Origin of the sequence: Borrelia coriaceae, assembly GCF_023035295.1 — a bacterium.
Lineage (GTDB): Bacteria > Spirochaetota > Spirochaetia > Borreliales > Borreliaceae > Borrelia > Borrelia coriaceae.
Genome location: NZ_CP075076.1, coordinates 772822 through 798496 on the forward strand (window position 1 = coordinate 772822; position 25675 = coordinate 798496).

The window sequence follows — 25675 nt, forward strand, 5'->3', positions numbered from 1 at the left end:
TCCTTATTGTTTTATTTCATTTTGATTATTATAAGTATCACTGTCTAATTGATTAAGGTTTTTGGCTGTTATTATTCCTGCTACCATTGAACCGCTTACATTAATAGATGTTCTACCCATATCAATTAGAGGTTCAATGGATATTATGAGTCCAACAAGTCCAACGGGTAAATTCATTGCTGAGAGAACCATTAAGGAAGCTATTGTTGCCCCCCCTCCAGCTCCAGCTACTCCGAATGAAGTTATTATTATTATTCCTATTAGTTGTAGTAAGAATAAGGGATCTGTTGGGTTTATTCCTTGGGTAGGGGCAATCATTATTGCCAGCATGGCAGGGTGTAGTGCTGCACAACCATTTTGTCCAATAGATGTTCCAAATGCACTTGCAAGATTTGCAATACCTTCGCTGACTCCTAATTGTTTAGTTTGTACTTCTACATTAACAGGTATTGTTGCTGCGCTAGAACGAGATATAAATGCAAATGTTAGAACTGGCCATGCTTTTTTAAGGAAAATAATAGGATTTAGTCTGTTAATTCCAATTAATGTCATGTGCATTAAAAGTATAATTCCAATAGCAATATAAGACGCGAGTGCGAATTTTCCAAGTTTTATGATGCTTGAAATATCACTTGTTGCCATTATTTTTGTAATCATCGCTAATATAGCATAGGGTGTTGACTTTAAAATTAGAACTATCATTCCTGAGGTCAAATCTTGTGCTGTAGACATTATTTGTTTGAAGAATTCTATTGATTCTGGTTTTTTTTTTGCAACTCTAAGAGCAACAATGCCTACCAAGCCAGCAAATATTACTATTCCAATTGTTGAGTTTGGCCTTGTTCCTGCCATATCTGCAAATATATTTTCAGGGATAAGTTCTGATAGTTTTTGTGTAATTGGAGTTTCTTTTAGTCGTTCAAGACCTTGATTTAGTTTTTGGCCTTGTGTAATTTCATTTACTCCAGATTGGAGTCCTTCTGCTGTTAACTGAAAGAACAAAGATGTACAAACTCCAATTATTGCAGCAAGTCCTGCTGTAAATATAAGTATGAATATTACAGATAGGCTCATTTTCCAAATGTCTGTGCTATTGGTTAATTTTACTATTGCAGATATTATTGAAACAATTATGAGTGGTATTACCATCATTTTAATTAGTCTTATATATCCTATGCCTAAGACGTTAATCCACTTAATACTTTCTTTTAATATTGCTGATTCTGCTTCATAGCAATATTTCATAGTTATGCCAGATACTATTCCTAATCCTAAGGCTATCAGTATTCTTTTTGTAAATGATATGTGTTTTTTGTGTAAAAAATATAAAAATCCTATTAATATAAGCATGATTGTGATGTTGAGTAGTGTATATATTATTATTGCATTCATCGTTTTTACCTCTTATTGGTGAATTTTGATATAATATACGTGGTTTTAATCATATTAAGTCCTTATAATTTAATTGTATTATTTTTTGTTATTGGAGTAGATTATCATAAGATTTGATTATTTCATCTTTTAAGTCATCATTTTTTAAAATTTTAGTGGCAATGACTTTGCCAAGTTGAACTCCTTCTTGGTCGAATGAGTTTATATTTAGTAAGAATCCTTCAAACATTACCTTGTTCTCATAGTGAGATAGTATTGCACCTAATGTATAAGGTGTAAGCTCTTTTGCATATATTAATGCAGAAGGTCTTTCACCTTCAAAGTTTTTATTTTTGTTTTTATCTTCTTTTCCGTAGGAGAATGCAATTATTTGAGCTATTAAATTTGCTTTTAGTTTATTATTGTTTGATGTTTCCTCTACAATGATGTCTTGTTTTAGTTGAGATTCACTGAAACCTATTAAATCCATTGGCACTATTTCTGTTCCTTGATGAAGCATTTGGAAAAATGAATGTTGAGCGTCTGTTCCAATTCCCCCCCAAATTATTCTTACTGTTTTATAATCAATTTTGTCTCCAAATCTGTTTACACTTTTTCCATTACTTTCCATTTCAAGTTGCTGCAGATGAAGATAAAAGTTTTCCATTGCTTTTGAATATGCAATAATACAGTTACTGCTATAGTTTAGAATATTACTTTCGTATATACTAATTAATGCTGCTAGGAGAGGCGCATTTTCTCTTACATTTTTGTTTAATGCTTGTTTATCAGCTTCAAAAGCTCCTTTCAATATTTCTTTTGTAATGTTTTCTGTGAAGCAAAGAGTAATTAGGGTGAGCCCAACAGCTGATGTTGGTGAAAATCTTCCACCGATTGAATCGTGCATAAAGAAATATTCAAGATATCCTTGTTCAAGCGCTAACATACTTCCCTTTGATGTAATGATTATAATTTGTTTTTGGTATTCTTTGATTCCATTATCTTCTAACTTTTTAATTAAAAATTGCATATTAGATGCTGTTTCTAGTGTGGTTCCGCTTTTTGATACTATGATAAATAGTGTTTCTTGCAGATCTATTTCATTTAAGACTTCTGCTGCTTCATCTGGGTCAACATTTGAAATAAAATAGGCTTTCATTAGATGTAAATTTTTTTGTTTGGCATAATTTTTGATTGCAGTGTATAGTGCTTTTGGACCAAGACTTGAGCCCCCAATTCCGATTTGGACTATATTTTTAAAGATTTTTCCATGAATGCTCTTAATTGCTCCGTTTTGAATTTGTTTTGCAAATTTAAAAATTTTTTTAAGCTCGCTTTCAAAAAATTCTCTCATATTTTCATTATTTTCTATGACGTCTATGCCAAGTTGTCCCCTTGTCAAATGGTGCAGAACCTTTCTGTTTTCGCTGATATTGATGTGTTTTCCGTCAATAATTTCTTTATATTTTTCTATGAGATTTACTTCGTCGCTTAAATTTTGAAATATTTTTAGGTGATTTTCGTTAATTTGTTTTGTAGCGTAGTTATAATGTACTTGATATCCTTCTATTTTGATGTCGTACTTTTTTATTCTGTCTTCATTTAGATTCTTTTTTATTGCTTCAGGATTGGTTTGTCTTAATTCTTGGAAACTTTTAAGTTTATTAAGGTTGATATATTTAAGCATAAAGCATCCTCCAATGGTTTTTGTATATTTGAGTTTTATTTTATTTTTTTAATTTTAAATATTTTTTTAATTTTAAGTATAATAAGTTTAAAAAATCTTATTATTATGTTTTTTTCTGAATAATATTTTAATTGCTCTTCTCCTACCTCTGCTTCGCTTTTTGTAAATGATTTTCTTATATTATTTTCATCAAGTTCGATTTCAAGTAAAGTTTTTTTATCTTCTATGGGAATTACCTTGACATTGACTTCTTTATATCCAAGTTCTTTTAATACCTGGTATCTTCTAAAACCTGCTACTAGGTTTTTGTTTTTATCTATTATGATTGGGTAAATCAAACCATGTTTTTTGATACTTTCTTTAAGGGTTGTGGTATCCCCTATATTTTGTCTGACCCTTCTTTTAATTTTTATTTGCTCTAAATCTATTAACATTTTTATTAATCCAATTGAATATTTTCTCCATTTACATCTTTATGTATATTTTCATCAATTTGTTTATTTTCATCTTGAAGAGAATTTGACTTAATTTTTGTATTATCCTCAGTCTCATTTGCTTTAATTTCTACATTTTTTTCTGTGTCTATCTTATCTGTGTGAGTATTATTATCTATATTAGTATCGTCTACATTAATATTATCATCTCTTCTTGTGTTATTAATATTATTTTCTGTTTTTATATCTGGCATATCATGATTTATATTTTCTTGATTGTATTCATGTTCTAAATCACTATTCAAATGACTATTATTAGTTTGATTGATATCGTTGTTAGTTTCTGTTTTGTTTTCTATTGCATTTAATTGGTTAAAATCATTCATAAGATATTCAAATTCGTTGGTATTAATGTCTAATTCATCATTGTCATCTATCTTATCTATTCCATAAACATTAAATTCCATTTTGTTTAAAAATTCAGATTTATTTTCATAATATTTTGACTTTTCAAATGGTTGAGTCCCTGCAATAAATATTTCATTTATTGTTGTTTCATTAGGTATTCCTTCTGGTAATAATCCTGTTGCTGATTGTACTTGCACATTAACGATTCCTTTAGGTCTTATGAAAACCTTTTTAGGCAAGTTTTTATGGTATTTTGCCATAAATTTGCCCCAACTAGGACCAGCAAGTCCTGTTCCTGTTCCAGCAATTCCTAATGAATATCCCTTTTTATCAAATCCAACCCATAGAGCTGTGGTTATGTAAGGCGAATATCCTATTGTCCAGCCATCAGACCAGTTTTGCGTGGTTCCTGATTTTCCTGCAATGTCAGATTTGAAATCTTTAAGGTTTGTATATCTTTGATTCGATAAGGTTCCATATTGAATTGTTGATTTCAACATGTCTGTCATAATATAGGCAGTTTGAGGAGATACTATTTGTGCATTAGTTCCTTTATTTTTAATTGTTGTTAGTGTTTCAGATTCTACATTTGCTATTAGTTTTCCATTTCTATCTTCAATATATCTGATGCCATATGGTTCTACTTCTTTGCCATTGTTGCCTAAAATTGCGAATGCTCTTGCCATTTGTATTGGAGAGGTTGAGATGACACCGAGTGCAAGGGGATATACCCTAGGAAAAGTTTTTTTTATTTCATTTTGATCTTTGATGCCTAGTAATTTGGCTGAATATTTAATGGCATTTTCAAATCCTAATGTATCTAGTATTCTAAGGGCGGGAATATTTAAGGATAAAGCTAGTACTGTGCGTGTTAATACGTTGCCTCTCCATTTTCCTCCGTAATTTTCAGGGGCATAAAGCTCGCCTTCTTGGTTGAAAAATGCAACTGGCGAGTCTGAAAACATTGTTGCAGCTGTGATCTTTTTCAGTTCAATAGCAGCTGAGAAGTATAGGACTTTAAATGCACTTCCAGGTTGTATTTTTGCTTGGGTTGCTCTATTAAATTCGCTTCCCTTTCTATATCCGCTTCCTCCAACCATTGCTTTTATTGCACCTGTTGTGGTATCTAGAGCTATTAATGCACCTTCTGGTTGTACAATTAAGTTTGGCTTTGTTTTATTGTTTATTGTATATTCTTTTGTTGCTTTGTCTATTTTATCAATTCCTAATATTGCTGCAAAGCTTGCAATTAAGTCAATGTTGTCTTCATAAAATTTTCTCATTTTTAATTTTTTGTATTGTCTTCCATTTATTCTAGTGCTTCTTATTCCAAACAAATCAGATATTGTGTCAATGACAGGTACTATTTCTGAGTTAATGATCAGTGTTTCAGATAATTTTGTAGAATTATACATTTTTCTTGTTTTTGTAATCATTTCTTGTGTAACTTCATCTGCATATTTCTGTGCGTCAAGGTCAAGCGTTGTGTATATTGAATATCCATCTTTATATATATTTGCTCCTGCTGGAAGATGTTTCATTATTCTCTGTCGTATGTATTCTGAGAAGTAAGGGGCATGATCCTCTTTATCAGAGACAGCCGATATGTCTGCCGTGCGAGTCCAATCGTAATTTTTCCAATACTCATTAAATTCATTTTCAGCTAGTTCAGGACTAATGATACCATTAGATATGACTTGATTTAATACTGCTTTTTGTATTTTTTTAGCGAATTCTGGGTTATAAAATGGTGAATAAAGTTTTGCGTTTGGTAGTTGTATAATCATTAAAACTGCTTCTGCTGTGTTAATATCTTTTACGTTTTTGTTGAAGAAAAATTTCGATGCTGCTACTACTCCGTAATTTCCGTTTCCAAAGTAGACTTTATTTAAATATTTTTCAAGTATTTCATATTTTGATAGTTTTTTTTCAAGTTGTATAGCCCACCAAATTTCATTGAGTTTCCTTAAGATTGATCGTCTTGCTTGATTAGTATATAGAAGTTTTGATAATTGTTGTGTTAAAGTACTGCCTCCTGAAAAATATCTTCCAATCGCAATATTAAAAGCAGCTCTGAGAATTCCCATTATTGAAAAACCTCTGTGAAAGAAAAAACTGAGATCTTCTCGTATTAAAAGTGTTCTTATTAAGTTGTTGGGCATTTCTCTTAAAGATAGTAGTTCTCTATTCTCATCCGATATAAATTGTGTTATTATCTTGCCATTGGTGTCAAAGAGTTTTGAAGGTATAGCAGGGTTTACATCCCCAAATTTCTTGTCTTTTTGAATGTTTATAGTCTCCACTATCGCAATTGATAATAAAATAATAGAAAAACTAATAGTAAGATATGTTAGGTAAATTAGTGTTTTAGCTTTTGTACTAAAGTTAAGATTTTGCAAGTTATGTCCTTTCAATATCATTATACTATAAAAATGTTGGAATTGAAATTTTTTATGAGTTGTGGTTAATGTTGAATTATTGTTATAATCCCTTCTTATGTATGCTATTTGGATTTTAAATATGCATTTACATTGGCAAAGGATGAAAGTATAGTTTAGAGTAAGTCTATACTTTAAACTATTGTTTTTTTTGTTGATAAGTTAGAATTACGAATAACTAATGACTTTGGTTTTATTTGGGGTATAAATCAGATTTTCTGATATATGGTCGAATAAGTTATTGACTATTGGTTGTATCTAATATTTTGGGATAGAATTATTTTTAAGCGTATGCATAACTTAAAATTTTTGAATTTTATTGATTTGAAGTTCCTGAATGTCAATTTCAGCATGTTTGTTAGATTTCAAGGAGAGGTTTATGTTTTTGTCTAGGAAAATAAAGTCTTATGAAGCTAAATATAGGGGTAAGGAAATTAAGATGAGTACAGAGATTAACAGTTTTCTTAATATTAAAAATTCTGTTGAAGTTAGAGTTGGTAATTACGTGGCATATGGTGTAATTTATTCTATTTCTATGAATGCTATCAAGCTTATTTTACAAGAAGATAAAGTCTTGCCTATTTTGGCACAAAATGGCAATTCAGGTACTATTCATTTTAAGAGCTTTGATAATGTTGGAGATGAGTCTTTTTTTATTCCTTCTTTGGTTGTGAAGTTGTTAAATGCATCTTCTTGTTCTGTTCAAGATAAGGAGTATAATTTGTTAACTCTAGATTTTTTATCTCCTCTTCCAGGAGAGGTTGCAGTTAAGATTGGCAAGTTACTTGATCTAAAGCTTGGGCAGAATCAAAGAATTCATGAGCGTATTATTATTGATAAGGATTCGCTTAGAAAACTTAATCTTAGTTCTGATAGAGCTTTTATTGAAGTTAATGGTGTTAAGCATAAATGCTTAATTAAAGACATGTCTTATGGCGGTGCTCTTTTAATATCTTATTTTGATTATGAGGGAATAGATGAAAATAATACTGGGTTAACTTTAAGTTTTGATATTGCAGGCAAGAAAGTATCTATTGTTGGTAAGGCAAGAAATTTGAGTGTTATTCAGACTCCTAATGGTAAGGTTTTAGCTTTAGGTATGGCATTTTGTGAAGAAAAAATCCCTCTTGATTATACTATGTTAATTCATGATTATTTTAATTAGGATATTTATGCTTAAGAATATTGTTTATATTTCTCTTCCAGAGGATTTTACAAATCAAATTCGAGATTTTACATTTGATCCTAAGATACTTTTACCTGTTGAGGTTGGTGATGTTCAGTATTTTTCTCAAGATGAGCTTAATTTTGAGGCTGTTATGTCTGCGATTCTTAAGATTTCGGCGTATGATCAAGGTAATGTTAATTTACCTTATTATAAAAAGCTTCTCTTAGCTTTAAACCCTAATGTTGTAAATATGCTCATTCATGTTGGACTTACTAAGATTGATGAAGGAGATTATAATTTGGCTCTTGAGATTTTTTTAGCATTAAAAGGCATTGATAATGATAATGAGATTTTGCTTTTTAATTTGGCATTATTATATGAAAGGATGGCTGAAAATTTTTTAAGGGTTGATCAAAGTATGAATGCCTTTACTAGTAATCAAAATGCTTTAGAGATTTATGAGAAACTTTTAAAATTTAAAAGTCCAAATGAAAATGTATTTGCAAATGCTGGATTTTTTTTTGTTAAGCAGCGTAAATTAGACAGAGCTCAGGAGTTGTTTGCGCATTATTTAAAAATTTCTAATAATTTAAGATTGAAAAAGAAGGTGAGTGAGATTTTGAATGTTATAGGAGTTCATAAAAGTTTGTCTTTAAAGCTTGAGAGAATATATGAGCTGATAATTTTATCAAAGGAAGATAAAGCGATTTCTGAACTTGTTAAACTTTTAGAATGTCATGAAGATTCTTGGAATGCTTGGTTTTTGCTTGGGTGGGGATATAGAAGAAAGGGTTTTTATTCTGAGGCAAAAGATGCTTTTCTTAAAGTATTATCTCTTGATGCTAAAAATGTAGATGCTATGAATGAGCTTGCAATCTGTTTGATGGAACTTCTTGAGTTTGATGATAGTCTTAAATTTTTACATAATGCTTTAAATATTGAACCCGATAATATCAAAATTATTTCAAATCTTGGGATTCTTTATCTAAAGATGGGATACAAAAAAGAGGCCGAGGAATATTTTAAAATAGTTCTTGAATATGATTCAAGCGATCCTATTGCCCTTAAATATTTGAAATTATTGGGTAGTTAATTTTAATTTATATTATCTTGCTTTGAAAAAATAAATTTATTTAGACTGGCTTTTTCAAGTCTATTGTTAATTGAATATCCAAGCTTATTGTTATCTACAAATTCGGCAAGTATTTGTTTGTATACTGTCTCAGCTTCTACAAAGACTTTGTAAATATTTTGTGCATATTCTTCTAATGTGTTAAATACACATATATTATTCATATTCCAAAGTTTATTAAACCAATATGACTTAAGAGTATCTCTTGTGATAAGCACTTTTGTATCTTTTCTTGCTACATACCACCTTATATTATCTGTTTGCTTAAATAGATAAACGGGTATGCTTGGTCTGTAATGTTCTAATAGGTTTCCAGGTGATTGAGATAGCACGTTTTTGCCTATTGAATATTCGACTCTAAATTTTCCCTTAAGCTCTTTTTCTATCATTTCTTTTGTAATTGCACCTGGTCTTAGTATTGATATATTGCCCTTAGGATCAAATCCTATAACTGTTGATTCTATTCCAATTTTTGTTTCCCCATTTTTTTTGATGATTCCTTTAACTAGACCATCAAGTTCACCTATGGCCATTGCAAAATTAGTGGCGCTGGGACGTCTTGATAGATTTGCTGATGGTGCTGCAATTGGGACTCCGCTCATCTTTATTAATTTTAGGGCTACAGGTTCTGATGGTATTCTTACTGCTATGCTGTCAAGTCCCCCGCTTATGAAATTAGATATTTTACCTGAATTTTTTAGTATAAATGTTAAAGGCCCTGGGGTGAATTTTCGCATTAAGATCATTGCACTTTTTGGTATATATTCTACAATTTCATTTATTTTTTTTATTGAGTCAACATGTACTATTAAGGGATTTGTGATAGGACGTTTCTTGACTAAAAAAATCATTCGTATGGCGTCGTCATTATATGCATCAGCCCCAATGCCATATACTGTTTCTGTAGGAAATACTACTAATTCTCCTGCCTTTATAAATTTTGCTGCTTTTTTTATCTCAGATTGTTCTATAATTTCTGTTTTCATTAATATCATTTCCTATTGATTTTACTTATTTATTTATTAAAGCAAAAAAATTGAAAATAAACAATTTAGTTTAACTTGTTCGATTGGTTTTGTGTTATAAGTCTTAAGCTTTATATTATAATATGCTATATGGTACAATGTATTTTATGATAAATTTATTTAATCTTATGGATATTCGATTTGGATTTTTATTTTTGTTTTTTGCTGTTACTCAATTAAATAGTGCTACTGTGGGGCTTGCTTCATGGTATGGAGAGGCTTTTCATGGTAAACTTACTGCTAATGGTGAAAAATTTGATATGACAGCTCTTACAGCTGCCCACAAAGAACTTCCATTTAATACTGTTGTAAGAGTTACTAATTTACTTAATAATAGGACAGTTGTTGTAAGAATTAATGATAGGGGTCCTTTTAGAAAGGATAGGATAATTGATTTATCGAAATTTGCTGCTGAGAAGCTGGATTTTTTAGGGATAGGTGTAGCGCCTGTAAAAATTGAAGTATTGGAAGGATTAGATGAAAAGAATGTTATAACACAAGAATTCAAGGAATCTGTTAATACGGAGGCTCCTTCTAGGGGTGATCTTGTTGTTGCTACTTCAAAATTAAACAGAGATGCTGATTTAGGTAAAGATCATTCTGAGGTTGCAGAAAAGGTTTTGGATAGTTCGATTAAAGAACCAGATTTTTATATACAAGTTGGTTCTTATAAGACTAAAGATTATGCTCAGAGAGCTTATAGAATACTTCAAAAAGTTGGACTTAATGTTTTAGTAAATGCTCATGGTCCTTTTTTTACGGTGTTTATTCCTACTTATGCTGATGATGTTCATAAAAATGTTGAACTTATTAAATCCACAGGATATAAAGATATTTTGGTACGAAAGACTAAGATTCCAGGAGATAGTATTGCTGTAGATTAGCGTTTTGATTTTTCTTTTTTTTAAAGAATTTACTTGTCATTTATTTGGTATGTTTAAAGTTCGATTGATAAATTTTGTTGTTATACTTTGTCATGAGTTTTCTCAAAAATTTTTTATTTCTATAAGTACATAGTTAATTTCATTTGTTTATAAATGATCTTCACATAAAAAGCATGATATTAACAAAAAAATAAAATTAAGAATAGAGCAATTTAATCTTGCCTGACATAAAAAACATAATAATCGATGGGCTCCATTGTTGAAAAGAATAAGCAATAATTCTATTTAGAAGCTCCTCCTCAAAAATGTATCAATCTTTAAAAAGATTGAATATATATAATAAAAGACAAGAAGATTTTTAATTTGCAATCAATTTATATTATTACTAATAATACATACAAAACAAATCTTTATGTGCAAATCAAAACACATTCACGAGATATCATGTATAGATCTATAAAATTGTAAAATAACTATAAAATCAATAATACGAAACATGGAAAATGAAACAAAAAAATTAAAATAAACAGACTGATGAAAAACATAGACTATAGAAAATCATCAATTAAATTGTAGTTCCGAAAATCAATATTAAATTTTGCTTTTTAGATATAAAACAAAGCAAATATGCTTATATTGAAAACATCAGAGATTTATTTATGTTCTGGACTAAACAAAATTATGTACAAACAAAAAGAATAATTTTGGTCTCAGATATTCGCATGATAAATCAATCATTCTTATGGTTTTTTAATCAAACGGGATGTAACTTGAGTATTCAAGACATCGAAATGGAGAAATTGCCATATTTTGCCTTATAAAGGAAAATTTAAGTAGTGATTTTTGATGCTTTTTTAAAATTATTTTTATAGATATTTTTTCTGAATTTTTGTAATTTTGAATTGTTGTGAATTGAGTTCATTGTTTGAGTATTATTTTTGGTTGAGAAATTTTTCTATATTAAATTTATATGATTGTTTATTGCAATATGGGTGTTTGCATGATAATGAAAGTTTTTGGAGAAAGTTATTATAGTTTATTGCTTTTTAATAATATTTTAATGTCATCTGAAGTTAATACTAAAATTTTTATCTCCTGTAAAGGTATGTTTATTGATTGCATATTCATTTTGTATGTTTCTTTACCATACTGTTGTCTTATTATATTATTTATTTTATGAATTTTTTAAGCAATATTAGTCGTCCGATTATGATTTTGGCTCCAATGGAAGATGTTACAGATACTGTTTTTAGAAATTTGGTTCATTTGATAGGGAATGGAAGGGGTGAACCCGATATTTATTTTACCGAATTTATTTCTGTAAAAGGACTTTTAAATAAATCAAGACAGTCAATTCAACATATTTTGACAAAAAATGATGAACTTAATCGGCCCTTGATTGCTCAAATTTGGGGTAGTGATCCTGATGAATTTTTTAAGGCAATAAAGATCTTGGCTGATTTAGGATTTTGGGGTATTGATCTTAATATGGGCTGTCCTAAGAAAAAGATAGTCAAGAAAGGTGTTTGTTCTGCTTTGATTAATAATAAATCCTTGGCTTGTGAGATCATTATTGCAAGTAAAGAGGCGTGTTTGAAATTTGAATTGCCTCTTAGTGTTAAAACAAGACACGGATTTTTTTATCCTGAGGTTGAGGATTGGTTGGGATTTTTGTTGAAATTAGGTATTGATATGTTGACTGTGCATCCCAGGCTTGCTATTCATCAAAGTGAAGGGCCTATAGATGTCACTGTTTTTGATAAACTTGTTGATCTCAGGAATCAAATCAATCCTTCTGCTTTAATTATTGGTAATGGAGATATCTTAAATTTGGAACAAGCTCATCAAATTATAATGAATCATTCTATTGATGGGGTAATGTTTGGTCGTGGGATTTTTAGGAATTTAAACTTATTTAGAAAAGGTTTACCTAACTTTTTGAGTAATAATTTAAATTTTAGATTAAATATACTAAAATTGCATGTGATAGATTTTTATTCTACGTGGAGTCTTACTAAAGATTTTGATAGACTTAAGAAGTACTTTAAAATTTATTTTAATGAAGAAGAGAGGTGTAGCGAATATTTTCATAATATTATGAATTCAAATAATTACGATGAGCTTTTTAAAAATTTAAATCGAATTGATATTATAGGAGATAATCTTAAGTAATGAATAATGAACTTTCAAAAAATTATAATCCTAAAGTTTTTGAAGATAAAGTTTATAAAAAATGGCTAGATAATGGTGTGTTTAGTTCTGATAATAGGATTGAGCCTAAATTTAGCATGGTAGCACCTCCTCCAAATGTGACAGGAATTCTTCATATGGGACATGCTCTTAATTTTACTTTGCAAGATATTCTTGTTCGTTATAAGAGAATGAAAGGTTCTAATACTCTTTGGCTTTTTGGGACAGATCATGCTGGAATTGCAACTCAAGCGGTTTTTGAAAAGCAGCTTAAAGAGCTTGGAAAAAGTAAGGATGATTTTAGTCGTGAAGAATTTGTTGAAAAACTTTTTAAATTAAAGGATAAACATAGAGAAATAATTGTTAAACAAATAGAGAAACTGGGAGCTTCTTATGATCATTCTAAGGAAAGATTTACTCTTGATGCTGGGCTTTGTAAAGCTGTTAATAAGGTTTTTATTGATTTATATAATAAGGGATTAATTTATAAGGGAGAGTATCTTGTAAACCTTGATCCGGGTTCTGGAAGTGTTGTTAGTGATGAAGAGGTTGAGTACAGGGAGGTTGTTGGAAAAATTTATTTTATTAAATATTTATTGGATGATGATAATTTTATTGAAGTTGCAACCACTAGGCCTGAGACAATGTTTGGAGATGTGGCTGTTGCTGTTAATCCTAATGATATTCGGTATAAATCTTTGATTGGTAGAGAGGTTATAATTCCTATTGCAAATAGAAAGGTTAAGGTAATAGCAGATAGTTATGTTGATATGAAATTTGGTAGTGGTGCTTTAAAGATAACACCTGCTCATGATCCTAATGACTTTGAGATTGCGAAAAGACATGATCTTGCTAAGATAAATATTTTAACTAAGGATGCAAAATTGAATGAAAGTGTTCCAATTGAGTATCAAGGTTTAAGTGTTATTGCTGCAAGGAGTAAGATAGAGAGAGATTTAAAAGATAAAGGGCTTTTAGTAGATGTTAAAGCTCATAAACATCAGGTTGGACATTGTCATAGATCTGGAGAGATTATTGAACCTTATTTGTCAAATCAGTGGTTTGTGAGAATGAAACCATTAGCAGCTGCTGCTTTACAAGCTTTGATGGACGATAAGATTAGGTTTTATCCTAAAAAATGGGAAAATACATATAAGCATTGGTTGTTAAATATTAGGGATTGGTGTATATCTAGGCAGTTAGTTTGGGGGCATAGAATACCTGCCTGGTATGATGTTATTACAGGAGAGATGATTGTTAGTGAATCTGATCCCTCATTAAGTGAAGAGAATAAGGGTAGGAGTTTTGTTAGAGATCCAGATGTGCTTGATACTTGGTTTTCTTCTTGGTTATGGCCATTTTCATCTCTTGGTTGGCCAGAAGTTACTATTGATTTTAAGAATCATTATCCTACAAATACTTTAATTACCGCTTATGACATAATATTTTTCTGGGTAGCAAGAATGGTAATGGCGGGGCTTGAATTTACAGGGCAAGTTCCTTTTAAAGATATATATATAACACCTCTTTTAAGAGACAAAAAGGGTAGAAAAATGTCAAAATCTTTAGGTAATGGCATCGATCCCCTTGATATTATTGATCAATATGGAGGTGATGCATTGCGTTTTACTCTTGTGTTTTTATCTGTTCAAGGTCAGGATTTGAATATTGACATTAAAGATTTTATGTTTGGAGCTAAGTTTTTAAACAAAGTGTTTAATGCCTCTAAATTCATTTTGTCAAATTTAGCGGGTAGGGTAGTATTAGAGAGTTTTGAATTAGATGATGTCGATAAATGGTTACTTACGAGTTTAAATTTAACTGTTTCTGTTATAGATTGGGCTTTTAAAAATTATAAGTATAATGAGGCTACTAAAGCAGTATATGAATTTTTTTGGAATGATTTTTGTGATTGGTATATTGAAATTAGTAAAATTAACTTAAATAGCGATGATATTAGTCTTCAGAATATTACTATTTCTAAGCTAATTTTTTTCTTGAAAGAATCTTTGCTTATTATGCATCCTTTTATACCTTTTATTACCGAAGAGATTTATTCTAAGATTATGTCTTGGAATGATGTATTAGCTTTAGAGAAGTATCCTGAGTGTATTAGTCAAAGAGATTTTAATGAAGAGTATCAAAGATTTAATTTATTTAAAGAGTTTATTATATCTATTAGGACTCTTAGAAGTGAATTTAATATAGTTCCTAATATTAAAATTAATATTGCTTTGAGATTTGGTGATACTTTTAAATACGAAAAATATTTTAAGAAGTATGAATATATTGCTAAGAGGCTTATTAATTTTGATTCCATCTTTTACAATGAAAATTATGACGATATGATAGGTGTTCCTAATGTTTATTTTGAGAGTTTTGCAGATATTAAAAGTCTAATAGATCCTGATAAGGAACTTGCAAAACTTGGTAAACAACTAGAGAAATATGAGCGACTTAAACATTCAGTTTTGGCAAAACTTCAAAATCAAGATTTTCTATCGAATGCTCCTGGCGAGATTATTGAGCTTGAGAAGTCAAAGTTAAAAGAATTTGATTTTTTCATTTTAAAAATTAACAGTTATATTCATAGTTTAAAGAGATAGTGTTAATATCCTTAAGTTATGATATTATTTGTAGTTATATTGTGTTTACATTCAATATTTTTGGTGTTGATTTTATTGAAACGCCTTTTTTTTATAATAAATTAAGATCTGTTTTGAAAATTTATGTTTTTGCCTTTTGCTCAATTTTTAAATGAATTTATTGTTCTTTTTTTGCTTTTATCATATGTCTTTTGTTGTTAAATCCTTTTATTTTAGAGTAATTAAAATGGGCGAGTTTTAGTCCATCTTTTACAGTTCTTGCTGCAGAGAATGTTGAAAGTTTTGTTCCAATTTTGCTCTTTTGTGAAATTGTGGTAAATACTTCCTTATTCCACATTTGGGGGTTTGTTCTTGGATTAAATCCATCTAAAAACCAGTAATCTATGTATTTTGGTAGTTCTTTAAGTTTTACCTTAGCGTCTCCAATTAAGATTTTTAAATTAATGTTGTTTGTTATTTTGTACTTTATGTTTTTTGTTGGCGTTTTAGGGTATTTTTTAAGCAATATCTTAAAATAGTGTATATCTTTGATGAAGAATTGTGATATTTTTTTGATTTGCTCTTTTTTTAGTGGAAATTTTTCAATTGAGTAATAATTAATTTTTGTACTGAGGTTAAATTTTCGTAAATGTTTTAAAAGTGCTATAAAATTAAGACCCGTTCCAAATCCTAGTTCTGCAATTGTTGCACTTTGTAGATGCACAAGATCCTTATCCAAGTCACAACCTTCGATGAATGTATAGGTACTCTCTTCTAGTCCATATTGTGGGTTATAATAAACATCCTTAAATTTACTTGAATATATGGTTTTATCTTTGAAAATGAATAACAGAGCACTGTTCCTAAAAATAATATTGCTATTATCATATGTTAAGCCTGAATTTTAATTTGTTTGATTAGGATAATAGGGTATGACCTCTTGATTTAAAGGTTTTTGCCCTTTTAAGAGAAACTAAAGTTTAAGTTTAGTTTCTCTGTGTTTTTTATTCTTCTATAATAGCTATTATCTCTTTTGCTTTTAAAATTAAGTGTTCTTTATCTTCAATCTTTACAGCAGCTCCAGCATACTTTTCATAAAGTACTGTGTCGCCAACTTTAACAGTAATATCTTCTTTGTTAGAGCCAATAGCTATGACTGTCCCAATGTTTGTTTTTTCTTTTGCATTCTCTGGTATATATAGTCCTGAAGTTGTTTTACTTTCGGCTTCTTTTATTCTTATTAAAACTCTATCAGCTAAAGGTTTAATATTTTTCATTTTCAAACATCTCCTTAATTTGATAATATAAATATACGAAAAAGTTGAGTATTAAGTCAATATATTTAGATAATACTTGAAACTTCATTTAATTTTAAAGATAATTCTTTTAATAAAATATCAATTTTAGGTGGAAAAATAGTTTGATAGCAGTAAATAATTTAGAAGTTGCATTTGGAGAGAGAATTTTATTTAAAGATGTTAATATTAAATTTTCTTCTGGAAATTGTTATGGTATAATTGGAGCTAATGGTGCAGGTAAAAGTACGTTTTTGAAAGTTTTAGGTGGAACAATTGAGCCTAGCAAGGGTGAAGTGTTGATTGCTAAGAATCAAAGAATGGCTGTACTTGAGCAAAATCAATTTGCTTATGATGATTTCAGGGTTATTGATACTGTGATTATGGGGCACAAGAACCTTTATGCTGTGCAAAGGGAAAAAGATGAAATTTATGAAAAGCTTGATTTTAGTGATGAAGATGGAATTAGAGCGGGAGAACTTGAGGCGGAATTTGCCGAGCTTGGAGGTTATGAGGCTGAGTCTAATGCAGCAGTACTTCTTAAAGGGTTGGGCATAGATGAGTCTGTTCATTCTAGCTTAATGAGAGATATTGAAGCGGCTTTAAGAGTAAGAGTGCTCTTAGCACAGGCTCTTTTTGGAGAGCCTGATATATTACTTCTTGATGAACCTACTAATAATCTTGATATTCAATCGATTAAGTGGCTGGAAGAATTTTTGATTAATTTTGAAAATACAGTTATTGTTGTGTCACATGATAGGCATTTTTTAAATCAAGTTTGTACTCATATTGTTGATATTGATTATGGAAAAATTCAAGTTTATATTGGTAACTATGATTTTTGGTATGAAACTAGTCAAATTCTTAATAAGCAACTAAAAGATGCTAAAAAAAGATCTGAAGAAAAAATAGCAGAACTTAAGACTTTTATTCAAAGATTTTCAAGTAATGCATCTAAGTCTAGACAAGCAACATCAAGAAAGAAATTAATTGATAAGATTAAGGTTGAAGATCTAAAACCTTCTTTGCGAAAGTTTCCTTATGTTAATTTTAAGAGTGAGAGAGATCTTGGGAAAAATGTTATTACAATTAAAAATTTGACTAAAGAATTTGAAGGGCAACATATTTTAAACAAGTTTAGCATTGTTGTAGAACCTGGGCAAAAAATTGTTTTTTTGGGCAGTCCAATCTCAGCAAGTTCTCTTTTTGATATAGTGACCAATGAAGATAGAGATTATAAAGGGCATTATGAATGGGGGGCCACCGTTAATTTTGCATACTTTAAGAAAGATAATGAACAGTATTTTACTGTAGATTTGAGCTTAGTAGATTGGCTAAGACAATATTCAAAAGAGCAGGATGAAACTTACATTCGGGGATTTTTGGGGCGAATGCTTTTTAGTCAAGACGAGGCTTTAAAAAGAGTTAATGTTCTTTCAGGGGGTGAAAAGGTAAGATGTCTGCTTTCAAAAATAATGCTTAGCGGTGCTAATGTATTATTGTTGGATCAACCAACTAATCATTTAGATCTTGAGGCAATTACGTCTTTAAATACTGGTCTTCAAGATTTTAAAGGAGTTGTTTTATTCACTTCTCATGATCATCAATTTATTGATACCATTGCTAATAGAATTATTGAATTTACACCTAATGGAATAATTGATCGTTTTATGACTTTTTCAGAGTATATTGATGATCCTAAAGTTAAGGAGCTAAGAGATAAGCTTTATGAAGGCCATGCGAGCTTGAAACTATAGCTAGATATTTAACCATTACAGGATATTTGTGTTTTTGAAGTTTAATATTTTCATTTTTGTATTTTTAGGTTCTTATGTTTATCTTTCAGCAGATGTTAATCTTTATTTTCAGAAAGCTTTAACAGGTCAAGTTTTAGGAAGTCCTATTCTTGATGAGAGACGTGATACTATTACGGTATTGACAAAAGATAGGTGGTTGATAACTTATACCATGTCTTTAGATAAAAAATATTCTTATAGGTTAGATCGCATTCCTTATCCTTTTCTTTTAAAGGATTTTGGTAGTGGATATTATGTTATTACGGGGCGTAATGAAGTTCAAAAGATTAGGAGAGGAAAGCTTATATGGAGATATAGATTAGATGTTGCTCCTATAAAAGCTCCTTCAATTGGGAATGGTTATATTTTAATCCCGCAGGTTGATGGGAGAGTTGTTGCTTTAAGACTTGGTGATGGTCAAAAGGTTTTTGAGGTCAACATTGAAGGTCAAGCAGTTACTTCTTCTGTTGTACTTGAAAATGGTAATTTTTATATTGCAAATGACAATTGTAAAATGTTTGCTTTTAATTCTCAAGGAGAACAAATATGGATTACTAGTCTTATGTCTTTGCCCAATGTATTAATGCTCAGTACTAATCATGAAATAATTGTTGGTTATCAATCCGGAGATGTTGTTGTTTATGATAGTGATTTTGGTGATATATTAAGTTCCATTAGTTTAAATTATCCTATTAATTTTTTATTTGAAAAGTTTAATGGAGAATATATAGCCGTTTCTAATGATGGGATTTTTTTTAATTTAAGTAGAAACCTTGAACTTATGTTTTCTAAAGATTTACCTTTAAAGCTTAAGGAAGCTATGCTTTATAATAACAAGAGTCTTTTTGTTGTCGTAAAGTCAAATGGTGTTTTAGCTATTGATGAATATTTTCAGCCGGTTGATATGTATGATGATATGAAAGAAATATCGGGACTTGTAGCTAATGTTGGAATAATTATTACTGGAGGACTTAATTGGATACTGACTGCTTATTATTATGAATATAAAGATGAGCTTGATGTTATTGTTTGGAATCATACATTAGGTAATAGATATCATCAAAATAGGATAGATTTTAGAGAAAGATCTTTAGTAGATCATGAGGATGTTTATTTAGCTCTTGATGAAATGTTGGATTCTACATATAGCATGAAGACTTATAATAATTTTTTAAGTACTCTAGATTCTCTGGTGATGAAATATGGTAGTTTTCCTAAAAAATATTTAAATTTATATGAAAAAGTTATTAATAATTGGCTTGCTCCAAAAAATGGAGTTGATAGAATTGTTCAAAGAGGGCAGCTTTATAAGTATTTTATGTATGTTGATGATTCAGCTTCGGTTAAGAGTTTTATTAATATGGCAATTGAAGAAAAGGATATTAGCAATGTGATTCAATTAGTTAAAGGTATTGCTAAGTTCGATTATTATTATGAACAAGATGAACTTGTATATAATTATATTCAGTACATAATATTGAATTATCAGGGTAATTTAGATATAGCTTATGCTGTTGTTTTAAGCTTGCGTAAGATAATTTTAAATTCTACAGAAGATAATCTTAAAAGATATAAAAGTAAATATTTAACTCTTTTGAAATTTATAAAAAGACAAAATTTTTCCGACAGAATTAATCAGTGTGTTAATGAAATTATTATGTCTCTTTGATTCATTTTGTTGCTAATTTTATGTTATCATTTACTAAATACATAATTATTAAAATGTGTTAGAGTTAATGGTTAAATTTATACCGATTTAGTTAATTAATAATAGCATTTATGATTAACTATGGGAGAATTTTATTATGGAAAGAATACGGGTACTTTTTATTTTTTTATGCATCTTTTTCAATGTTTTTACTTTTCATGCTAGAGAAGTTGATAAGAAGAAGTTAAAAGATTTTGTTAATATGGATCTTGAATTTGTTAATTATCAAGGTCCTTATGATTCTCAAGATACATACCAGCAAATAGTAGGTATTGGTGAATTTTTAGCTAAGAATTTAATCAATAATAAATCTAATTATTATAATAAATATTACGTTAATAGGTATATTGATGGTAAGGATGAAAAGAGTAGTGCAGATGTTTTTGTTATTGCTGATAAGTCTTCTCTTGATAGCATTTTAAATCTTAGAAAAATACTTACAGGGTATTTAATGGCAGGTTTTGATTACAGTAAAGAGAGTGCTGAATTACTTGCTAAAGCTATTACAATATATAATGCTACTTATCGAGGTGATTTGGATTATTATAATGATGCTTATATTCAACCTGCTCTTAAAGACTTAAGTAAAAATAATGTAGGACTTTCAAGAGTCTATAGTCAGTGGGCTGGGAAAACTCATATTTTTATTCCTCTTAAGAGAAATATTTTATCTGGCAACATCGAATCTGATGTTGATCTTGACAAAATAGTTACAGAAAAGGTAGTTATATCGCTTTTAAGTGAAAATGAAGGAGTTGGTACAGACTTTGCAAGAGACTTAACCGATATTCAGGATGAGATACGTGATGTTGATCAGGAAAAAATTGATATTGAATCTGTTACTTTGAAAAACATTGATGATGAATTAACAGAGACTATTGATAACTTAAGAAAACAGCTTGAGAAGGCTACTGATGATTCTGAAAAGGAAGATATTAATAAGCAAATTGACGATAAGATAACCGAGAGGGATATTTTAAATGATAAGACAGATGTGCTTAAGAAGTCACAGAAAAAATTAGACAGTTCTCAAGAGAGATTAGATAGGCAAAGGGATGTTGTTAGAGATAAGATACAAGAAGGTATTGATAAGGAGAATCAAGGTAAAAATTTACCAAAACCTGGGGACATAAGTTCACCGAAAGTAGATGAAAAATTGAAATTAAATGAAGCTATTGAGGATTTGGAAGAGCAACTTGAGAGGTCTACTGATGATTCTGAAAGGGAAGCGATTAAGAAGCAAATTGATGATAAGATGCTCAAAAGAGATTCTTTAAAGGATAAAATAGGTGGGCTTAAAGAGTCGAAGAACGAATTAGATAATTCCCAGAAAAAATTAGACAAAAGAGATGCAGTTAAGGATAGGAGACAGGAAAGCCTTGATAAGAAAAATAAAGATAAAAATTTATCTAAACCTGTAGCAATAAATCCGGTAACACGAGGTAAAAGGAATAAACTTCAAGGTAAGGTTAAGGTACAGGAAAGCCTTGATAAAAAAAGTAAAGATAAAAATTTGCCCAAGCCTGTAGCAGTAAGTCCAGTAAAGAAAAATGAAAAATTTAAATCAGCTGAGAAGTTGAAAAAAGAGCTTAAAAAAGCTACTGCTAATGCTTCTAATAACATTTCTAGTGTTGCAAACAAGAAATTTAATCGTTTATCCAATAAGCCCTTAAAGGCCAAAGAAAAATCGGGTCAACCTGAAAGTACAGGTAAATTATCTCTTGAAAAGGAAAGTCATAAGCCTGTATTTTTAGAGATTTTAAATCCCAAGACGAATTTAGGCGTTCTTAGGGTTATTGGTTCGGATGAAAAGCAATTGGATAAGGGTTATCAGCATGGTATTAGAAGGTATGGGATTTATGAGAGAAAAGATGATTTTGTAGCTATAAAATTTTGTTCAGGTATTGCAAAGCTTCAGTTGCTTAGTAAATCAGAGAATTTAAAAGTTAAATCTGAGGCAAGCTTTGAGTTAAGTAGAGATTCTTCTCTTTTTGTTGATTCAGAAATGATTTTGGTTGTTGTTAAGGATAATAATATTTGGAAATTAGCAAAATTTTCTTCAAGAGACTTGAGTAAGTTTATTTTATCAGAAGATGAAGTTTTACCATTTACAAGTTTTACTGTTAATAAAGGACATATTTATTTGCAAGATGCTTCTAAAAAGATTATTACTTTAGATTTAAACACCTTGAAAAAGATACCTTAAATTATTTTTATTATAAAGTGTTTGAGTAATTGGAAAAGGAAGAACAAGATTTTGTTCTTCCTTTTATTATAAAGAAAATCGGGACAGTGAGATTCGAACTCACGATCCCCTGCTCCCAAAGCAGGTGCCTTAGCCACTAGGCCATGTCCCGAAAAAATTACGCGCCAATTAGGACTCGAACCTAAAACCTACAGATTAGAAGTCTGTTGCTCTATCCAGTTGAGCTATTAGCGCTTTTGAGCTTAAAATTGAGTATATCATGTTGAAAAACCCTTGTCAATCAAAATATTTATTACTTATGTTTTATTAGAATTATGGATGTTTTATAATGATTCTATGCTTAACATTAATTTAATTGTAGATGAAGCTTTGTCTAGGTATCCAGATGTTAAACCTTTTTTAAATTTTAGAAATAATTATGAGCTTTTGATAATGGTAATTTTGAGTGCGAGGACAACTGATAATATGGTCAATAAAATTGCACCTGAACTTTTTAAGAAATATAAGGATTTTGAAAGTTTGGCGTATGCTGATTTGATAGATGTTGAGAATTTGATTTATAAACTAGGATTTTATTCAAATAAATCTAAGAATATTATAAATTGTGCGCGAATGATTTTAGAAAAATTTAAAGGTACTATTCCAAATAATATTTTCGATCTTGTATCTTTGCCAGGAGTAGGTAGAAAAACTGCCAATGTTATTCTTGGAGTTGTTTATGATAAGCCTGCTATAATTGTAGATACTCATTTTAGTAGAGTTGTTATTAGACATGGGATTACCCTTGAGAGAACGCCTTTGAAAATTGAATTAGATTTAAAGAGTAAAATACCTGATGCTAAGCAATATAAATTTTCCATGTCTATTAATAAACATGGAAGAGATATTTGTACGTCACGTAGTAAGAATTGTGCAAATTGTTTTTTGGAAAAATTTGCACCGAGACTGATTTGATTGTAATTTCATGATGAAATATAAGCTTTCATATTTTTTTTAAGTTTGAGACTTATTGTTGCTAATATAATATTAATGATTAGTAATATAATGAGTGGATTTGCCCATATCCAAAAGTATTCTTGTCCCATTTCAATGTACCCTAAAAGTTCTCCAAGGCTTGGATATGAACTTCTTTCTGTTCTTTGTAAGAAATTTACTACTTCGAAAGTAGTTAAACTTTTTGAGATTTGTAGAGGAATTATTGATGATATTGATGAGAAAACTTCTGGAAATATATGATATATGATTATTCTAAATTTACTTGCACCCATAGTCTTGCTTGCATTAACATAATCAAGGTTTTTAGTTAATAATGTGATATTTCTTGTTATGAATGAAAGTTTGATCCAACCGTGTATTAATGCTAAGGTAATGGCAACTTCCAATATGTTATAGTTTTTTTGTTTTGAAGAGTAATAAAAAATTAGCATTAATATATAAGAAAATGGTATGGTCTGTATTGATTCTATTGATTTTGATATTATCAAGCAAGTCTTAAATTTTAAGTTTCCTATTGTTATGCCTATAAAGATTCCAAGTATTGCAGAAATTGTTGAGTAACTAAATGCAAGTAAAAGAGAATTTCTGGTGGCAAGTATTAGTCTTGCCAGTATATCTCTGCCTATTTTATCCGTTCCTAGTGGATTTGTTCTTGTTGGTGCTTGAGGTAGTTTGTTTGTTGTTTGGATGTATATTTTATTTGGATCTTTTTTGTATATTGTGAATTTTGAATTTTCATTAATTAGTTTAGGAATTATTATTAAAAATAAAATGGCTATTCCTAACAATGACATAATGTATAATTTTTGTAATTTAAGCATTACTCTAATATTCCTTTATAAGGGTTAATTTTATATGTGAGAATGTCTGTTATTAAATTGGGTATGAGCATAACAAATACACCAACAAAGAGCAGGTCTCTATATATAATATAATCATTATTTTTGATGGCGTTAATTGTTAGAGCGCCAACTCCGTCAATTCCAAACATTGTCTCAATAAAAGACGAGCCAAATAAAGCTGTTATAAGAACAGGTCTGAGATTCGTAATTAATGGAGAGAGAGAGGGAATTAGTGCATGAAGTGTGATTATTTTGAAATTTTTTATTCCTCTTGATTTTGCAGTTATTATGTAAAACTCGGACAAATTTTGATCTAGTGATTGTTTAAAAATGACAGCATTGAATACGAAAAATGCAAAGAACCATGCAAATCCACCTATGATTAAATTTTTTGGATTTATTTTTAGGTAGGAAAGTAGAGCAACCATTAATATTACAGTTAAATTTCTTGGTATTGAATGCAGAAATAACATTATGTAGTCTAAAATATTATTTAAAGTTGTATTTCTGACAAATAAAGTCCAGATGATAATAAGTAAAATAGCCATTATATAAGATAGCACAATGCCTGGAATTGAGATTTTTAATGTGTTTTTCATTTTGTTAAAAATTACTTTTATTGAGTATTTTCCTTTTGTAAGTGGGGAATTGTAAGATGTTCCCCATATTAATCCTCTATACTCTGTTTTGTAGACTATGTATATGCTACCTGCAATATGTTTAGCAAAATGGTCTTTGCTTAAGGGTATATTTGTGTCAAGATCATATATTAATTTATAGCTTTTAATACTTTTAAGTATTCCAACATATTCCAAATACTCTCTTAATATATTTTTTTTTATAAGTGGGATATTTGGTTTGTTATCTGCAAACATATTGAGTAATGATATGCAAAAGAATGTTGATATGATAGCATTAAGTAATGTATATGATATATTTTTTATAATAAATGCGGTTGTTACTCTCTCTCCTTTAGCTTTTTTTGTACGGATTTTATTTTGTCAAAATAACTTATTAAAAAATAGAAGATTAGTGACATAACTATTGATATTAAGTAAAAATTTTGATCTATGTTTTTATTTTCAGATGTGTGTTTTATATTTAATACATTGCCCTGATAGTGGTTTTCATCTTCATCAAGACTTTTGATTATTATGGAGTTTTTAGGATAATATCCTAGTTTACTTGCTTCTTTTAAAATTGCTGGTTTAGATATTTGTAAGTTAATATACTTTGTTGTTAATGTTTTTTGTATTTTTTTTAATTTTTCAATATAATTTTTCATTAAATTTAGATTACTGTTTAATTTTTTGTAGTTAACAATGCCTGTTTCTCCAAATAGAGGTGTAATTATGAAATAACTTATCACTCCTGTATAAATAGATAACATAATTTTTTTTGTTAGCAACATATTACCTTGTAATTATATCTTTAATATATTATATTTACAAGTGTATAGGTATTGACTATGGGTATTTATAATCTTTGTTTAAATAGATTTGGAGAAGAG

At 29.4% G+C, this 25675-nt stretch carries 19 protein-coding genes and 2 tRNA genes; 9 read left to right on the forward strand and 12 right to left on the reverse strand.

The window, feature by feature from the left end; all coding sequences use genetic code 11:
• Positions 1-3 precede the first annotated feature (3 nt).
• From bcCo53_RS03680 to bcCo53_RS03695, 4 genes are all read right to left on the reverse strand, one after another.
• Positions 4-1392: an L-cystine transporter gene (locus tag bcCo53_RS03680; protein WP_025408305.1), complete on the reverse strand. Its 1389-nt coding sequence runs from the start codon at positions 1390-1392 to the stop codon at positions 4-6.
• Between the two features lie 88 nt (positions 1393-1480).
• Positions 1481-3058 carry a glucose-6-phosphate isomerase gene (locus bcCo53_RS03685; protein WP_025408306.1) on the reverse strand — a complete coding sequence of 526 codons (1578 nt, stop codon included), beginning with the start codon at positions 3056-3058 and terminating at the stop codon, positions 1481-1483.
• Between the two features lie 35 nt (positions 3059-3093).
• Positions 3094-3492 (reverse strand): ParB N-terminal domain-containing protein, encoded by a 399-nt coding sequence (locus bcCo53_RS03690; protein WP_025408307.1) that lies wholly within the window; start codon positions 3490-3492, stop codon positions 3094-3096.
• 5 nt (positions 3493-3497) lie between these two features.
• A complete protein-coding gene (locus bcCo53_RS03695; RefSeq protein ID WP_025408308.1) occupies positions 3498-6320 on the reverse strand; it encodes a penicillin-binding protein 1A in 2823 nt (940 codons plus the stop codon).
• A gap of 397 nt (positions 6321-6717) precedes the next feature.
• On the opposite strand from bcCo53_RS03695, the gene plzA reads away from it, so the two are divergent.
• Complete coding sequence (plzA, locus tag bcCo53_RS03700) at positions 6718-7503, forward strand: c-di-GMP-binding receptor PlzA (protein WP_025408309.1); 786 nt, start codon at positions 6718-6720, stop codon at positions 7501-7503.
• Positions 7504-7510: 7 nt separating this feature from the next.
• Positions 7511-8599, forward strand: a complete 1089-nt coding sequence (locus bcCo53_RS03705) for a tetratricopeptide repeat protein (RefSeq protein WP_241766549.1) — start codon at positions 7511-7513, stop codon at positions 8597-8599.
• Positions 8600-8601: 2 nt separating this feature from the next.
• Here the strand turns inward: bcCo53_RS03705 and bcCo53_RS03710 are convergent, their stop codons facing one another.
• Entirely contained in the window at positions 8602-9624 is a 1023-nt protein-coding gene (locus bcCo53_RS03710) for an L-threonylcarbamoyladenylate synthase (RefSeq protein WP_025408311.1), read from the reverse strand.
• A gap of 137 nt (positions 9625-9761) precedes the next feature.
• Between bcCo53_RS03710 and bcCo53_RS03715 the strand changes: the two genes are divergently transcribed.
• The 3 genes from bcCo53_RS03715 to valS all read left to right on the forward strand — a co-directional run bounded on the left by bcCo53_RS03715 (position 9762) and on the right by valS (position 15343).
• On the forward strand, positions 9762-10547 hold the full coding sequence (locus bcCo53_RS03715) for a septal ring lytic transglycosylase RlpA family protein (RefSeq protein WP_051428587.1): 786 nt from the start codon (positions 9762-9764) through the stop codon (positions 10545-10547).
• Positions 10548-11723: 1176 nt separating this feature from the next.
• Entirely contained in the window at positions 11724-12719 is a 996-nt protein-coding gene (locus bcCo53_RS03720; protein WP_025408313.1) for a tRNA dihydrouridine synthase, read from the forward strand.
• A complete protein-coding gene (gene valS, locus bcCo53_RS03725; protein WP_025408314.1) occupies positions 12719-15343 on the forward strand; it encodes a valine--tRNA ligase in 2625 nt (874 codons plus the stop codon). The genes bcCo53_RS03720 and valS overlap by 1 nt, the downstream gene beginning before the upstream one ends.
• 157 nt (positions 15344-15500) lie before the next feature.
• Here valS and mnmC2 read toward each other — a convergent pair whose 3' ends face one another.
• A complete protein-coding gene (gene mnmC2, locus bcCo53_RS03730; RefSeq protein WP_038364676.1) occupies positions 15501-16175 on the reverse strand; it encodes a tRNA (5-methylaminomethyl-2-thiouridine)(34)-methyltransferase MnmC2 in 675 nt (224 codons plus the stop codon).
• A gap of 151 nt (positions 16176-16326) precedes the next feature.
• Complete coding sequence (gene groES / locus bcCo53_RS03735; RefSeq protein WP_025408316.1) at positions 16327-16599, reverse strand: co-chaperone GroES; 273 nt, start codon at positions 16597-16599, stop codon at positions 16327-16329.
• Between the two features lie 143 nt (positions 16600-16742).
• Between groES and bcCo53_RS03740 the strand changes: the two genes are divergently transcribed.
• The 3 genes from bcCo53_RS03740 to bcCo53_RS03750 all read left to right on the forward strand — a co-directional run bounded on the left by bcCo53_RS03740 (position 16743) and on the right by bcCo53_RS03750 (position 22327).
• Positions 16743-18374, forward strand: coding sequence for an ABC-F family ATP-binding cassette domain-containing protein (locus bcCo53_RS03740; protein WP_025408317.1), 1632 nt, complete (start codon positions 16743-16745; stop codon positions 18372-18374).
• Positions 18375-18408: 34 nt separating this feature from the next.
• Positions 18409-20082, forward strand: a complete 1674-nt coding sequence (locus bcCo53_RS03745) for a PQQ-binding-like beta-propeller repeat protein (RefSeq protein ID WP_025408318.1) — start codon at positions 18409-18411, stop codon at positions 20080-20082.
• Between the two features lie 136 nt (positions 20083-20218).
• Positions 20219-22327: a P83/100 family protein gene (locus bcCo53_RS03750; RefSeq protein ID WP_028328120.1), complete on the forward strand. Its 2109-nt coding sequence runs from the start codon at positions 20219-20221 to the stop codon at positions 22325-22327.
• A 78-nt stretch (positions 22328-22405) separates the two neighbouring features.
• Here the strand turns inward: bcCo53_RS03750 and bcCo53_RS03755 are convergent.
• Both bcCo53_RS03755 and bcCo53_RS03760 read right to left on the reverse strand, forming a co-directional pair.
• Positions 22406-22478, reverse strand: a tRNA-Pro gene (locus bcCo53_RS03755).
• 9 nt (positions 22479-22487) lie between these two features.
• Positions 22488-22561: transfer RNA gene (locus bcCo53_RS03760), tRNA-Arg, on the reverse strand.
• Between the two features lie 84 nt (positions 22562-22645).
• On the opposite strand from bcCo53_RS03760, the gene bcCo53_RS03765 reads away from it, so the two are divergent.
• A complete protein-coding gene (locus bcCo53_RS03765) occupies positions 22646-23281 on the forward strand; it encodes an endonuclease III domain-containing protein (protein WP_025408320.1) in 636 nt (211 codons plus the stop codon).
• An 8-nt stretch (positions 23282-23289) separates the two neighbouring features.
• Here bcCo53_RS03765 and bcCo53_RS03770 read toward each other — a convergent pair whose 3' ends face one another.
• From bcCo53_RS03770 to bcCo53_RS03780, 3 genes are all read right to left on the reverse strand, one after another.
• Positions 23290-24144: an ABC transporter permease subunit gene (locus tag bcCo53_RS03770; RefSeq protein ID WP_025408321.1), complete on the reverse strand. Its 855-nt coding sequence runs from the start codon at positions 24142-24144 to the stop codon at positions 23290-23292.
• Positions 24144-25040 (reverse strand): ABC transporter permease subunit, encoded by an 897-nt coding sequence (locus bcCo53_RS03775; protein ID WP_081725065.1) that lies wholly within the window; start codon positions 25038-25040, stop codon positions 24144-24146. Before bcCo53_RS03775 ends, bcCo53_RS03770 begins: the two co-directional genes overlap by 1 nt.
• Before the next feature lie 83 nt (positions 25041-25123).
• Positions 25124-25576 (reverse strand): septum formation initiator family protein, encoded by a 453-nt coding sequence (locus bcCo53_RS03780; protein ID WP_025408323.1) that lies wholly within the window; start codon positions 25574-25576, stop codon positions 25124-25126.
• Between the last annotated feature and the right edge of the window lie 99 nt (positions 25577-25675).

Coding starts and splice junctions, on each gene's coding strand:
- bcCo53_RS03765 (WP_025408320.1), top strand. CDS start 22,646: ATGTTTTATAATGATTCTATGCTTAACATTAATTTAATTGTAGATGAA.
- bcCo53_RS03680 (WP_025408305.1), bottom strand. CDS start 1,392: ATGAATGCAATAATAATATATACACTACTCAACATCACAATCATGCTT.
- plzA (WP_025408309.1), top strand. CDS start 6,718: ATGTTTTTGTCTAGGAAAATAAAGTCTTATGAAGCTAAATATAGGGGT.
- bcCo53_RS03710 (WP_025408311.1), bottom strand. CDS start 9,624: ATGAAAACAGAAATTATAGAACAATCTGAGATAAAAAAAGCAGCAAAA.
- bcCo53_RS03695 (WP_025408308.1), bottom strand. CDS start 6,320: ATGATATTGAAAGGACATAACTTGCAAAATCTTAACTTTAGTACAAAA.
- bcCo53_RS03715 (WP_051428587.1), top strand. CDS start 9,762: ATGTATTTTATGATAAATTTATTTAATCTTATGGATATTCGATTTGGA.
- bcCo53_RS03720 (WP_025408313.1), top strand. CDS start 11,724: ATGAATTTTTTAAGCAATATTAGTCGTCCGATTATGATTTTGGCTCCA.
- bcCo53_RS03685 (WP_025408306.1), bottom strand. CDS start 3,058: ATGCTTAAATATATCAACCTTAATAAACTTAAAAGTTTCCAAGAATTA.
- bcCo53_RS03750 (WP_028328120.1), top strand. CDS start 20,219: ATGGAAAGAATACGGGTACTTTTTATTTTTTTATGCATCTTTTTCAAT.
- bcCo53_RS03775 (WP_081725065.1), bottom strand. CDS start 25,040: ATGTTTGCAGATAACAAACCAAATATCCCACTTATAAAAAAAAATATA.
- groES (WP_025408316.1), bottom strand. CDS start 16,599: ATGAAAAATATTAAACCTTTAGCTGATAGAGTTTTAATAAGAATAAAA.
- valS (WP_025408314.1), top strand. CDS start 12,719: ATGAATAATGAACTTTCAAAAAATTATAATCCTAAAGTTTTTGAAGAT.
- bcCo53_RS03690 (WP_025408307.1), bottom strand. CDS start 3,492: ATGTTAATAGATTTAGAGCAAATAAAAATTAAAAGAAGGGTCAGACAA.
- bcCo53_RS03780 (WP_025408323.1), bottom strand. CDS start 25,576: ATGTTGCTAACAAAAAAAATTATGTTATCTATTTATACAGGAGTGATA.
- bcCo53_RS03770 (WP_025408321.1), bottom strand. CDS start 24,144: ATGCTTAAATTACAAAAATTATACATTATGTCATTGTTAGGAATAGCC.
- bcCo53_RS03705 (WP_241766549.1), top strand. CDS start 7,511: ATGCTTAAGAATATTGTTTATATTTCTCTTCCAGAGGATTTTACAAAT.